11 protein-coding genes are annotated in these 13,901 nt (G+C 38.7%); 8 read left to right on the top strand and 3 right to left on the bottom strand.

Features of this window, described 5'->3' with window-relative positions; genetic code table 11:
• Positions 1-7: 7 nt before the first annotated feature.
• The 3 genes from EJ103_RS13420 (at position 8) to EJ103_RS13410 (ending at position 3,957) form a co-directional block, all read left to right on the top strand.
• On the top strand, positions 8-706 hold the full coding sequence (locus tag EJ103_RS13420) for an NUDIX domain-containing protein (protein WP_126008118.1): 699 nt from the start codon (positions 8-10) through the stop codon (positions 704-706).
• 19 nt (positions 707-725) lie between these two features.
• A complete protein-coding gene (locus tag EJ103_RS13415; RefSeq protein WP_241232275.1) occupies positions 726-3,422 on the top strand; it encodes an AAA domain-containing protein in 2,697 nt (898 codons plus the stop codon).
• Positions 3,423-3,483: 61 nt separating this feature from the next.
• Positions 3,484-3,957 carry a hypothetical protein gene (locus EJ103_RS13410; protein WP_126008114.1) on the top strand — a complete coding sequence of 158 codons (474 nt, stop codon included), beginning with the start codon at positions 3,484-3,486 and terminating at the stop codon, positions 3,955-3,957.
• Positions 3,958-4,038: 81 nt separating this feature from the next.
• Here EJ103_RS13410 and EJ103_RS13405 read toward each other — a convergent pair whose 3' ends face one another.
• Both EJ103_RS13405 and EJ103_RS13400 read right to left on the bottom strand, forming a co-directional pair.
• A complete protein-coding gene (locus tag EJ103_RS13405) occupies positions 4,039-4,806 on the bottom strand; it encodes a DUF6515 family protein (protein ID WP_126008113.1) in 768 nt (255 codons plus the stop codon).
• Between the two features lie 437 nt (positions 4,807-5,243).
• On the bottom strand, positions 5,244-6,539 hold the full coding sequence (locus EJ103_RS13400) for a YHYH protein (protein WP_241232274.1): 1,296 nt from the start codon (positions 6,537-6,539) through the stop codon (positions 5,244-5,246).
• Between the two features lie 375 nt (positions 6,540-6,914).
• On the opposite strand from EJ103_RS13400, the gene EJ103_RS13395 reads away from it, so the two are divergent.
• From EJ103_RS13395 to EJ103_RS13375, 5 genes are all read left to right on the top strand, one after another.
• Positions 6,915-8,747 (top strand): diguanylate cyclase, encoded by a 1,833-nt coding sequence (locus EJ103_RS13395; protein ID WP_126008109.1) that lies wholly within the window; start codon positions 6,915-6,917, stop codon positions 8,745-8,747.
• A gap of 246 nt (positions 8,748-8,993) precedes the next feature.
• Positions 8,994-9,839 (top strand): enoyl-CoA hydratase/isomerase family protein, encoded by an 846-nt coding sequence (locus EJ103_RS13390; protein WP_126008107.1) that lies wholly within the window; start codon positions 8,994-8,996, stop codon positions 9,837-9,839.
• 94 nt (positions 9,840-9,933) lie between these two features.
• Positions 9,934-10,542 carry an NAD(P)H-dependent oxidoreductase gene (locus EJ103_RS13385; RefSeq protein WP_126008105.1) on the top strand — a complete coding sequence of 203 codons (609 nt, stop codon included), beginning with the start codon at positions 9,934-9,936 and terminating at the stop codon, positions 10,540-10,542.
• A gap of 2 nt (positions 10,543-10,544) precedes the next feature.
• Positions 10,545-12,392 (top strand): monovalent cation:proton antiporter-2 (CPA2) family protein, encoded by a 1,848-nt coding sequence (locus tag EJ103_RS13380; RefSeq protein WP_126008103.1) that lies wholly within the window; start codon positions 10,545-10,547, stop codon positions 12,390-12,392.
• Between the two features lie 136 nt (positions 12,393-12,528).
• Positions 12,529-12,768, top strand: coding sequence for a YdcH family protein (locus tag EJ103_RS13375; protein ID WP_126008101.1), 240 nt, complete (start codon positions 12,529-12,531; stop codon positions 12,766-12,768).
• A gap of 87 nt (positions 12,769-12,855) precedes the next feature.
• On the opposite strand, the gene EJ103_RS13370 is transcribed toward EJ103_RS13375, so the two are convergent.
• Entirely contained in the window at positions 12,856-13,752 is an 897-nt protein-coding gene (locus EJ103_RS13370) for a LysR family transcriptional regulator (RefSeq protein ID WP_039972407.1), read from the bottom strand.
• Positions 13,753-13,901 lie beyond the last annotated feature (149 nt).

The following is a 13,901-nucleotide window of genomic DNA, read 5'->3' as shown; positions in this document are numbered from 1 at the left end:
GCGTGCTGTGATTAACCATTACGATATTACCGAATACAAAAACCCATTATTTACAGTCGATAGTGTGTTATTTACTGTTAAAAACGGTGCTCTAAAAGTACTAATGGTTAAGCGTGCGAGTGAGCCATTTGCAGGGCGGTGGGGGCTACCCGGTGGGTTTGTCGACGTAGATATTGACGATAGCGTAAGTATGACTGCGCTTAGAAAGCTTAAAGAAAAAACCAGTGTGGCGCCTCAATATTTAGAGCAGCTACAGACATACTCAGGCATTAATCGCGATCCTCGAGGGTTTAGTGTCACTTTAGTTTATTTTGCTTTAATTGCAGAGGCGCAAGTATCAACCCATATAGAAACGGTTGATGATGCAAAATGGATAGATATAGATGAGGTAAATAATTTGCCAGTGGCTTTTGATCACAAGTATATTATTGAGCAAGCTAAAGCGCGTTTAAAACAAAAGGCATTGTACTCAATGGCGCCGGTTTATTGTTTGCCAGAGCATTTTACCGTAGGGCAATTTAAGTCAGTCATTGAAACCATTATAGGTAAACCTGTTCAGCGTAAAAGTATAATAAGACGCATTGAAGCTTCTAGTATGTTTGAAACACTAGATGAAAAAGTTAAATCTGGCGGTCGCTTAGCACAGTTATACAAAGTAAAAGCCGGCGTTGATATTGTAAATTTCGAACGTAATTTAAGTGTCTAACTTTAAATGGAATTAAATTTTGAGTAGTAAAAACGTCCTGTCGTATTATCGCGATTGCTACAAAGAAGATAGCGCGGATTTAAATTTATGGAATCTAAATAAATTAAAAAAAGAGGATCGTTTTGTTCTTCAAGGCCGAGATGATTTAGGTTCTGGATTTTTACCACGTCTTCCAATTCCTGCAAATTTTGCTAAGCAAATGATGAAGCGTGTAGAGGTGTATCAACGCGAACGGGTACTACTTTATGCACGCTTTATATTCGTTGGTAACATAGAAGTTAAGGGCGAGATAAAGCAGGTTGTTTCGCCTATTTTATTTAATGAAGCCGTTATTGAAAAAGATCAGGGTGACTATTACTTTTCTCTTACTGATACTCAACCGGATATAAATGAATCATTAACTCAACTATTAATACCACAGGGTAACAAGCTTACAAGTATCGATGAAACGGCTGATATTCAGTCAGCTTATTTTTGGACCTCATTATTGAAAGAAAGCCCGATAGCGCTGAACCTATTTGAGCTTTTAAACTACCCTGAACTTGCTGATTCTGACGAAATAAAAAAAGCCTTAAAAAGTAAAACCCCAACACTTTTACCTGCTTCTATACTGGTTTTTATTGAGCGCTCAAATAGTAGCCGGGGTGTGCTGCATGAGCTAGAAGAAATCATTGAATCAGATAAACTATCACCGCCTGTTAACGGTTTAATTGACGCTTTGAAGCCTTCAATTAAAAATAAAAACTTGAAGTACGATTATTTGCCTGGGCTATTATCAGCTTCGCAAAAGAAAGTTATCTCAATTGCCGCAAATATTAATTTAGGGTGTGTTTCAGGACCGCCAGGTACGGGGAAAAGCTACACAATTGCAGCGATTGCAGCCGAGCATATGGCGCGAGGAGAGTCGGTGCTTATTGTAGCAAACAATAATCCCGCACTGGATGTAATAGCCGATAAACTTAATGAAAACTTTGGGCTAAGTGATGTATCCATACGCGCCGGACAAAAAGAATTTTTAAAAAAATTAAAAGATTATATTGCCGATTTATTAGCAGGCTACTTAGCGGATGAACAAGATAACCCCGCGCTTATTGAGTCTGAACTAAACAAGCTAAATACCTCATTAAATGAATTAGAACTGCGCTTTAGTCAGTTTTGCCACCGAGCCATAATTAGAGGTAAAAGACTCAAAAATCTTGAAGATAAGAATATCGAATGGCTTAGTAATTTATACATTAAATTTGCTCGTCGTGGTATTAAGCAATTAGCAAAGCAGTGGTCTTCGTTAGAGCAAATAAATACCCAACAACTTAAAAGAGAAAAACTGGCGAGTAGTTATTTAAGCGCGTTAAAAAATAAAAACCTTAAAGCGTTAATTGATACTCAGCGTAAATCGTTAAACGCATTTAACCAAGCTATTCGTAGTCGCACATCTAAAAGACAGTTTGAGCTTTTTGATAATATAGAATACGAGGCTTTATTATCGGCTTTTCCGGTGTGGCTCGTAAGTTTAAATACCTTGTATAGAGTACTACCGTTAAAAGCCGAAATGTTCGACTTAGTTATTATTGACGAAGCGACACAATGTAACATCAGTAGTTGTTTACCTGCACTTTATCGCGCAAAAAGAGCGATTATTGTCGGTGATACTAAGCAGTTAAAACATTACTCTTTTTTGGCAAAAAACAAAGAAACCCAGCTTATGTCTAAGAATAATGTGAGTTTTTGCGATAAAGGCGTTATGAGCTATCGTGATAACTCTATTTTAGATCTGACCTTAAATGCATTAAACGATAATAAACAACTGGCATTTTTAGATGAACATTTTAGAAGCAAGCCTGAGTTAATTAATTTTAGTAACGAACATTTTTATCAATCAAAGTTAAAAATAATGCAGCACAGACCTTGTACAAGTACGGGTAACTTACTGGTACAACGCGTTAATGGAACTCGAGATAGTTCAGGTATTAATCATCTTGAGGCGAGCAGTATTATAAACACGATTAAGCAACAAATTGATGATGATAAAAGCGCAGGGATCAGCCATAGCATGGGGGTTGTTTCGCCTTTTAGAAGCCAAGCTGATTATATTACCAAAGAGATAGAAACTCACTTTAATGAAGCTGAGATAATAAAGTATAAACTGAGATCTGCCACTCCATTTGGTTTTCAAGGCGAGGAGCGAGACATTATGCTTATCTCTTTTGCGCTAGATAATAATGCTAAAAGAGCTGCGGCTTATATTAATAAAGCAGATGTATTTAATGTGTGTATTACACGAGCGAGGCAAAAACAATGTGTATTTTTATCAATAGATGAAACGCAATTGCCAGAGCATTATTTACTAAGACGTTATATAAGTTCAATAACGCAGTTTGAAGCAGCTCACAATGTAACCTCTGATATTGATAAATTTCAGCAAAGAGTTATCTGCGAATTAACTAGTTTAAAAATAGAAACGTGGGCTGGTTACACGATAGCCGGAACGGATGTTGATATTCTTTGTCGGTATAATGGACGATATCTTGCGATTAATTTAATTGGCTTTCCAGGGCCATGGGCTGATTTTTTTGAGCTCGATACCTATAAATTATTTAGCCGCGCTAATATTGATATACTGCCAATAAGTTATGGATTATGGGTTGTAGATAAAAGTACGTGTGTACAGCACATTATTAGTAAGCTTAGGGTGTGTGAAACGTACTCAATAATGTAAAAGGAATTAAATGTTTATGTCCTTGTTAAAGCCTGAGTATGGGTACTATGGATTTTTATTTATGACCTTATTGGTCTTGTGTGGGTCAATAGAAGGATATTTACTGTCTTACAAGCAAAAAATTAGAGATAAAAGTATTTCTAACAACGCTAAAAAGATGAACATATCATTAGAGGAATCCACACAGCAAGATAATATTAAATACCGCAGGAAATTGGCTAAACGAGGGGGTGGGAAAGCATCACTAATATTTATATACGAAACAAGCTCATATCTTTTTGTTCTTTTTTTGTTGATATTTCCTTTTATTTTAGCAGTTTATATCCCCATAGTTTTATTTTTTGCAGATAATTACTTTTATCAATTTTTCATTAACTTTATTATTTGGGTAGCTTATTTTTTTCTATTCGCATTATATTTAAAGTTAAATGATAGTGGTGGAATCCTTCTTATTACAGGCATTATGGCATTTTCGGGCTTTTTTCTAGCTAGTTCATTAGCGGTCACTGTTAGGTGGTTAATGGGCATGTTTTAGTAATTAAGGTGCATCCTAGATCGGGTTACATTAAATAAAAAGCTCAGCAGTTAAGTGCTGAGCTTTTAAAATTTATTACTATTACCCTAAATTTATCGCTAAATATTTTATTTCGTCACCGTTTATTTGCGGTAAAAAATAAATATCTTGGTACTTAAAATATTGTTGATCGTTAATCGTGACAGCCTCTGCCGAAATAGGGAGGGTGTCGTAGGTTTGCCCTAAATCATAATTTTTAGCACTGCCTACCTTAATAGCCTGATTAACCACTATTTTAGGCTCATCAACTACTCTATAACCATTATTATCTGCCACGTAATATACATTTTGGTAGGTATAGTAAGTGGTATTATGGCGTTTAAAGTATGAATAATGCCTTGGTAGTGAGCGTATTCTTAAGCCTCTTGGTGGCTTAACTACGTGGTAGCCTCTTTTTGCTTTTCTGTAGTAAATACCATCACTAAATGTAAACGTAATGCCATTAAATCTGATTGAAGCACTATTGCGCGGTAAGTGATTAAAATAATGCCCAGGCCGGTAGGTCACTACGTTGTGGCGATTATGTTTAAAATAATTACGAGTGCGTTGCTGCTGTTTGTAATGGGCAACTTTGCGCTTTTGCTCTTTGCGGTGCTCGCGTTTGGCTTGTTTGCGCTCTTTACGGTCGTTTTTTTTATATTCTATACGCTGTTTTTTGTCATCGCGGCGCTCATCTCGTTTGTATTCGATGCGTTTTGCGCGCTCATTATTAAAACTTTTTGCGTGTTCTCGCTCATTGGGTGCTGCATATGCAGCGCCAGATACTGCACTTATGGCAAGTAGAGCAGGGAGTAATTGAGTCAGTTTCATACTAGTGCCTCGTGTATGTTGTTACATAACTGGGTTCAATACTAGCGCTTTAAACTGAATGGTAACTGACATGTAACCGATAACAGGGGCGTGTTTACAGCTTTTTACTAACGTTTACTGTTCTTGACACAAGCCAACGTTTTCTCACATTTTTGACGATTTTAGGAACTTTTATAGGCTATAAGTTGTGTAACTAATTGTTACGGCATGTGCTTTTAACACTTGCTGAAATTTATAATTAGCCTGAATTATTGGATAATAAATCTATCTCGAGCCGCTATTTTCAGCGCTAACCGCGTTTAAATTACTTGCAATAGGCAAGCTATTGACGCGTAAATTTGCCTTATTTTCACTGAAAGTCTCTGGCTAGAGAAAATAAACTTAAATATCATTATGGTTCAATATGTTAGTAAATCTCTAACCAGAGTTCAGGTTAATTAGCGTTTAGGTTTTTCTGGTAAGGCGGCTTTTAGTTGCTCCGGTGTTACGTTAAGTGCCTTTGCTACAACCGTTAAATCGGCATTAGGGCCACCGGCTTTTTGCATTGCTTGCATAAGCGCTTCTTCGCTAACGCCTAGTTTGTTAGCAGCGTCAGCAAACCCCGGTGGCGACATGCCGCCGTTAGGGCCACCTGCTTTTGGACCGCCGCCACCAGGTGGTTCATGGCGAGATATTTTAGTGCCTTCAGGTGGCTTGGCCCCTACACCCGCTTGTGCTGTGGTCGTAAAGTTGTTTTGTGCAACCACACCTTTTAAGCACTTAGGTAAGTTAGGGAATGTATTACTTGCATGGTAGTGGTAAGTAACTATGCCGCTTTCACCCACGGGGCCTGTGTGGCCATTACAGCTATCAAGCTCGGTTGGGAATGTACCATCAATTTCTTGGCTTCCGTAAATTGGGTAGCCATCAAAGCCATAACCAAATAGGGCGCTTGGCTTTTGCGTTAAATTATTACAGTTGGCGTTTACATGTTCGTGTTTATATACGCTGTCTATATCACTGGCGGTGCCGTGGTAGTGGTACCAACCGCCCGGGTCAATATGCCCTGCGCAGGTATCAAGCGCGGGTAAATGCCCTGTATGTTGCACACTTGGCGCATCCGAAAAAATAGGCACACCCGCAAGCGCTATACCCACTTTAGATACAGTGCCTAAAGCATTTGATTGCTCAGACATAACAGGGTGCAGTGGTAAAAGGGCGGTAATTTCCACGCTTTTATCTACCGATACATTAATACATGCATGATCAACGGTTGGGCGAATGGTCGCGTTATCAACAATATGCACTTTGCCGTCTTCATCGTAAAAGGTAAAACCTTGCTCGTTAAGCATGGTTAAAAATGCTTTATCTAACCTATATAGCCCCGCATCGGTGCCATCCCAATCCCAAATTCCGCCTACGTCGTCGAGTGTTTCTGGGCAAAAAGGGCCGACTTCAATGTTGTCGGGCTGATATTTTAAAACAACCTGGGCACACTGGGTTTGTAAGCCGTTTTCAAGCGTACACTCAACAGTTTGTGGCAGCTTTACCATGGCTTTAATATTAAAATCATCGGTATTAATAAGTGTGTTTTTAGCGCTTTTAGCTTCTGGGGAGGCAGGTGTACTTTCGCTTTTTATCTGCTCGCCACATGCAGTTAAAAGTACCGTGGCACTAAGCAGGCAAAATGCGAACTTAGTCTTTGTAGTGTTAACGCTAGGCGCTTTTAAACGACTTCGTTTAATTGTTCTCATACTTACCCCAAAACGATTTATATACGTAGGTTTTAGTATGGCAATAAATTGTGCAAATAAAATGAAAGTTTCATTTAATCTAATTAATAAGCCGAGCTCTTAACCATTAATGTTTATTAGATAAAGCACTCTGAGAAAAGCATGCTCAGGCCAATAATAGCCGCATGGCATCCACGAACCAATAACAGCCAAATTCATAAGTGGTTGATAGAGCAATTACAAAACCTATAACAGCAAACTTTAATGCAAGTATTAATATAAGTATTAAAGCAAATACTGTTACCATAATTAACATTAGTTATTAAAGATTGTCGTCAGCTAATTACAGTGTCCTACAATTGTGTTTTAAGTACGGTAAAGGAATTATAAAGCTAAATGTTTAAGTTATTTATTGGTGTTTTTTACTCTCTACTTTGTTTTAGTACTTTTGCTAATGCAGTAAAAGAAGATGTTGGAAAAATACTAAGTGGACATTTAACGAGTAGTCAAAGTCGTGAGCTTATGGATAAGTTAGAGCGCAATTTACCTTATTCTTCAGTGCTCGATACTGCTCGTGTTAAAACTGTAAAGTGTTGGTTTTATGACCCCCAAAATGACAAAAATCATATAGCATTAAATGATTTACTGACAGATGCAAATCAAGCAATCAAAAAAGCTAACTCGCCTAAATTAAAACTCGATTTAGAAACATGCCACGCATTTCATTTATACCAACAAGGCAAAGTAAGTACAGCCACTTCAATGGCTAAAAATGTTATTAGTGCCACCTCTAAAAATCCAGAGCTTTATTATCAACATGCAACAGCTAACTTAATATTAGGGATAATTTTTCGTTCACAAGGTTCGTACCAGCAAGCTTTTTTGGCATTTCAACAAGCTTATAATTCCTATGAGCAAGGCGGCTTTTCTTACGACAAAGCGCTTATACTTAAAGAGATAGGGCTTATCCACGCCGATCTTCACAATTTTTCGCTCGCTGAAGAGCAATTGCAAAGAGCGATTAATGAGCTGACAAATTATAATGAGCAAGAGTGGTACATAGCCACAGATAGCCTAGCCCAAGCTCATGAAGCTCAAGGTAATTATCAAAAAGCGATACTGTTGTACAACAGTATACTCCCAGCGGTTACTAAGTATGAAGACGATGAAGGGAATGCTTACCTACTTTTTAAAATCGCACAAATAAATATTCAATTAAATGAGCTGCAAGCGGCTAAGCAATACTTAAATAAAGCCAGGGGTTTAACACTAAATAGTGAGTGGATTAAATTTATTCAATCAATAACAACAGCTGAGTGGTTAATTAAAAAGGGCCGCCTAGATGAGGCGGAACTGCTTTATTTAGACTTTGAGCAAAATAGTTCTCAAGTATGGTCAGTTGACTCTTTAACACGTTTTTTAGAATTTAAGCGTGAACTAGCAATGCAAAAAAATAACTATCAGCAAGAAGCCTTAGCTCAAAGAGAGTTATTAAAAATCGCAGATAGAAAAGTGCAAGAAATTGCAGATAATACATTACTATCTCAACGTTTAGCGTTTGACTCGGAACAGCAAAAACGAGAAATAACAAGACTGAAAGAATCGTCAGAGGTAAAAGAACAGTTATTAAATTTAGCTGATGAAAAAGCGTTTTGGCAAATTGCATCTTTGCTGTTTTCTATTGGGCTAATATTGATTTTAGCTTACATAACTTATAAACAAACTCAGCATAAACAGCGATTTAAAACACTTGCATTAAAAGACGAATTAACAGGTATCGCTAATCGTAGATCAATATTTGAATTTAAATATAATGCGATTAAAAAGAGTGAGTTTTTAGGGAGTGCGTGTTCACTAATTGTTATTGATATAGACCACTTTAAGCAAGTAAACGACACTTACGGACATGATATTGGTGATGAAGTTATTATTTCTACTGTTAAATTTATAGAAAAAAACATTCGTCAAACAGATTGTGCAGGTAGGGTTGGCGGAGAAGAATTTTTAGTTGTTTTACCTAATACTCCTCTTAGTTTTGCACATGAGGTGGCCCAACGTATACGTGAAAATATTGAAAATGTTACTCATACCTCACTCCATATAAAATCAACAGTAAGTATTGGTGTAGTACAAGTTAAACCAGGTGAAGCCCCAAAAGATGCATCCCGACGAGCTGATGAACAATTATACGCAGCTAAAAATGCAGGCCGTAATAAAGTAATGGTTTAATAACTCAATAATTATTGAGTTATTAAACGGCTAGAATTTTTTATTTATTATTAAATAATATACAGGGCTAATTACTAATGAGATGGTAGTAATACCAATTATTATCAAAAATAACAGTAAACTAATTCGTTTAATATCAATATTATCAAATTTATCTTTAGTTACTAGAATGTAAATCGTTCAGTTGATTGTTGCTAACAACATTTAACGTTTGCTGATTTATACAAAATAACAAAGGATAACGCTATGAAATACGAAGGGTTTACTACATTCAATACCATTGCAAATAATGGAATTTTAACGGTTACTTTTGACTACGCACCGGTAAATGTTCAAGGTTTACCAATGCTTGCAGATTTAACAATGTTGGCACAAAAGTTAGAAGCCGATAAACAAATTAAAGTAGTGGTGTTTCAATCGGCCCATCCAGAAATATTTGTTTCGCATGCCGATACCGACTTTTTAAAGGATATGTCTGATAAGGCTGTTCCACGTAACGAAGTAAAACTGCTCGACCTACAGGTTGTGTTAGAGCGCATTAGTAAATTACCGCAAGCAACCATTGCAAAAATAGAAGGCTTTGCCCGAGGAGGCGGCCATGAGTTTGCGCTCGCATGCGACATGCGCTTTGCAGCTCGTGGTAAAGCTAAGTTTATGCAAATGGAAGTGGGTATGGGGATTTTACCTTGTGGCGGTGGTGCATCGCGTATGGCACGTCAAACTGGTTTAGGCCGAGCGCTTGAAATAGTACTAAGCGCCGATGACTTTGACGCAGACCAAGCCGAATTTTACGGCACCGTTAACCGCGCACTAAACCCAGACGAAATAGGCCCATACGTTGATAAACTTGCAAAGCGCATTGCGCTTTGGCCAAGCGAATCGATTAATGCCACTAAACAAGCAGTGTATGAGTCAATCGACTTACCTATTCAAGAAGCGCTTCGCGCTGAAGCTTATTGGTTATACCAAGCGACAAGCCAAACACCTGCGTTAAGGCGTTTTAAATACGCCGATGAGCAAGGTGCCGAGTACAGCATGGAGAACCAACGTAATTGGCCCGACATGGTGGTTTCAATTCAAAACGTTAAATAACGGTTTTAACTAAGGCGCAGTGCATGGCAGTGCACCCTAATTTATTTAACTTCAGCTGTAGGCTTTGATTTTACAGTGCAATAGGCGATAAACCATGAAAAAAATACTCATTATTTTTGCTCACCCAGCGGCTGCTCGCTCAAATATAAATAAAGAGTTGCGCAGCGCAGTAGAAGACCTTGAAGGCGTTACTGTTAACGACTTATACGCACATTACCCCGATCTGATGATTGACGTGCAGCGCGAGCAAGCTTTATGCGAAGCACACGACATTATTGTTTTTCAGCATCCTTTTTACTGGTACTCAAGCCCAGCCATTATTAAACAGTGGTTTGACCTAGTACTTGAGCACAATTGGGCGTACGGCTCAAAAGGTGATGCATTAAAAAATAAATTGGCGCTACAGGCCATTACAACCGGGGGCGATGCCGATACCTATACGCCCACGGGCATAAATAAATTTACCATAGAGCAACTCACTTCGCCTTTTAAAGCCACTGTTAATTTATGCAAAATGCAATGCTTACCGCCGTTTGTAATTAGTGGCGTACACCGTGGTTTAGCACCAGAGCAGGTACATAATTATGCTCAGCAATATCGCCGCGCTATTTTAGCACTGCGAGATAGCAAGCTAGATGAAGCGCAGTTGGCGCACAGTGAATTTTTAAACTCTGATTTAAATAAACTTATCAGGAGGGACTAGCTATGGAAGGTTTTTTACTTCAAGTATTTATATTTTTAGCCGCTGCGGCCATTGCGGTACCTATAGCAAAAAAATTAGGCTTAGGCTCAGTGCTGGGTTATTTAATTGCCGGTATTATTATTGGGCCTTTTGGCGCTTCGTTAATTGGTGATGTAGAAGCCATTATGCACTTTACTGAATTTGGCGTAGTGATGATGCTATTTTTAGTTGGGCTTGAACTTAAACCGTCCTTACTTTGGCAGTTAAAGCTGCCTATTTTAGGTATTGGTGGCTCGCAGGTAATTGCTACAAGCATTATTATTACTGCTATTGCGCTAATATTTTTACCGTGGCAGCAAGCATTGGCGGTTGGTTTAATCGTGTCGTTATCGTCTACGGCTATTGTGCTACAAACCCTTCAAGAAAAAGGCCAAATGAATACAGAAGCAGGGCGCAGTGTGTTTGCTGTATTGTTGTTTCAAGATTTAGCGGTTATTCCTATGCTTGCAGCACTGCCGTTACTGGCAACATTTGCTATAGCGGGCGGCTCGCACCACAGCTCTGTGCTATTTGATATAACAACACTGCCTAATTATTTGCGAGTGATACTGACTCTTGCGGCTATTTTTGCGGTATTTTTAATAGGTAAATTTGCCAGCCAACCTATATTTAGAGCCATAGCAAAAACCGGTATTCGCGAAGTGTTTGTTGCTGCTGCGCTTGCTTTGGTTATTGGTACCTCTTTGTTAATGCTTGCGGTAGGGCTATCGCCAGCGCTTGGGGCATTTTTAGCTGGTGTGGTACTTGCCGACAGCGAATTTAGACACGAGCTTGAAAGCGACATAGAACCCTTTAAAGGCTTGCTACTGGGTATATTTTTTATCTCCATTGGGGCGAGTTTAAACTTTACGTTAATTGGCGATAATCTATTACTAATCATTGGTTTAACAACAGGCTTAATTGCCATAAAGTGGTTGGTATTAGTAATTGTTGGCAAGTTATTTAAAATTAGCTCGGGAGCGCGCTCGTTATTTGCCATTGCCTTAGCGCAAGGTGGGGAGTTTGCGTTTGTGTTATTTCAGTTTGCAAAAAATAACGGTGTATTAGCCAATAACGTCATTGACCCACTTATATCGGCGGTGGCTATTTCAATGTTTTTAGCGCCGTTGTTATTTATTTTTCATGATAAGTTTTTAGCACAAAACCAAGCAATACCGGCACAAAGCTCAGAACCCGATACGATAGCACAGCAAAATCATCGTGTTATTTTGGCCGGCTTTGGCCGTTTAGGCACAGACCTTGGCCGCTTTTTAATATCTTCAGGTATTAAACCCGTTATTTTAGATAACGATGCTAACAACGTTAACCTACTCAGAAAACTCGGCTTTGAAGTTTATTATGGCGATGCCACGCGTTTAGATTTACTTCATGCAGCAGGAGCAGCATCGGCAGAACTACTGATAATTACCATGAGTAATACCGAACAAGCCAAACATTTGGCTGAGCTGGCTAAAAAGCATTTTCCGTGGCTTAAAATAGTAATTAGTGCATACAACCGCGAAGCCGAGTTTAACCTCATGGATAGCGGCCTTAATAGCATTCACCGAGAAACAGTTGGTAGCGCACTAGAAATGGGGCAAGCCGCTTTAGAAGCGTTAGGAGTAGAGCCCTATGAGGCTTACCGGTTACAACGTTTGTTTAAACAAAAAGATGCTCATGTAATGCCTGAGCTTTATAAAAATCGCAACGAGCAAGAAAGTTATATATCGGCGTATAAGCAGCATCATCAGCATCTTGAGCAAGTAATGAGTATAGATGGCGAAAACCTAAGAGCGACCGATAACGCCTGGAAAGCTAAAAACCCAACGTAGCGGTACGTTTATATTAGCTATTATCAAATTATTGAATAAAGTAACTCTGCTAAAATGGGTATTATAAAAATAAAGGTTAGTTGCTACTATTTTTATATGCCCAAGGGGTTACCTATTAAAACAACGGAGAACAATTATGTTAGGCGAAAACCACTCAGTAGCAAACGAATTCCCACAGCACACAGATACACTCACATCGCTTATTAAAAGTGATGCAGAATTTGCACAGCAAGTTGAAAAATACAACGCACTGGATACACAAATTCGCGAGTTAGAACTTGAAAATGCGCCAATTGATGACGAAGCAATGCATCAGTTAAAGCATGATCGCGCAGTACTAAAAGACATCATCTATAAGCGTTTAACCAGTAAATAAAGGTTTTATTTAACACTTTAAAATTAAAGCTTAAAACGCAAAAAGCACAAACCTTGGTTTGTGCTTTTATATTTTACGGTTAAATAATTATATTTTTTCCCAGTAGGGTTCGTCACCAAAGTAGCCGCTAAAGTAGTCTATAAAGGCCCTTACTTTTGGCGCTAATAAACGCGAACTTGGGTAAACACTCCAAATAGCGGTGTCGGATGCAAGTGGGTAGTCTTGTAAAATTTGTACCAGCTCACCACTTTGTAGTTTTTTATAGGCACACCAGCTCGACATTAACGTAATACCTAAGCCTTGCACGCACGCATCGCGCACCGCTTCACCGTTGTCGGCTTGTAATACGTTATTGGTTTTAATGTTTTGTGTGCCCTCGGGTGTAATAAACGACCACGTAGTTAAACCATGTAAATTAACGCAAGTATGATTTTTTAAATCTTGCGGTGTTGTTGGGGTGCCGTGTTTTGCAAGGTAATTAGGCGATGCGCAAATTAAGCGTTTGTCGCGGGCAACCTTTCGGGCTATAAGGGTTGAGTCGTTTAGGGCGGCGTCGCGTATTGCTATATCAAAACCACCGCCGACCATATCAATAATGCTATCACTTAGGCGTAAATCAATTGTCAGGTCGGGGTATTGCTCAATAAATCCAGCCAATGCAGGAATAATATGCATACGCCCGAACGAAGCAGGGGCGGTAATGCGTAATTTTCCTTGTGGAGTTACACTGCCAATACCTACCGAGGCGCGTGCCATTTCAACATTGGCAAGCACTTCCTCGGCGTGGGGTAAAAAAGCCTGCCCCTCTTCGGTTAGCGATACTTTTCGGGTTGTACGATGAATAAGTTTAACGCCGAGCGTTTCTTCAAGCTTATTCATTTGGGCACTAGAAACCGCAGCCGACAAACCTAACTCCTTGCCAGCTAAGCTAATATTGTGTGTTGTTGCGATTCTGACAAACAGATTTAAATGGGCAATGTTCATTATCAAATTTTTCAATAAACTGATTATTTAAACAACTATATTATCAATACTTAGTTGTGTAAATATACTAGCAGCTTATTCATTGTGACTTTTCCTGTGGCGCTTACTATAAGCGCCTTTTTTTTCGGTATTTTTCTCGTTTAAATTTT

This window comes from Pseudoalteromonas sp. Xi13 (assembly GCF_003952205.1).
GTDB classification, from domain to species: domain Bacteria; phylum Pseudomonadota; class Gammaproteobacteria; order Enterobacterales; family Alteromonadaceae; genus Pseudoalteromonas; species Pseudoalteromonas atlantica.
Note: the sequence above shows the minus strand (reverse complement) of the source record. Positions and strands in the feature narration are given on the sequence as shown.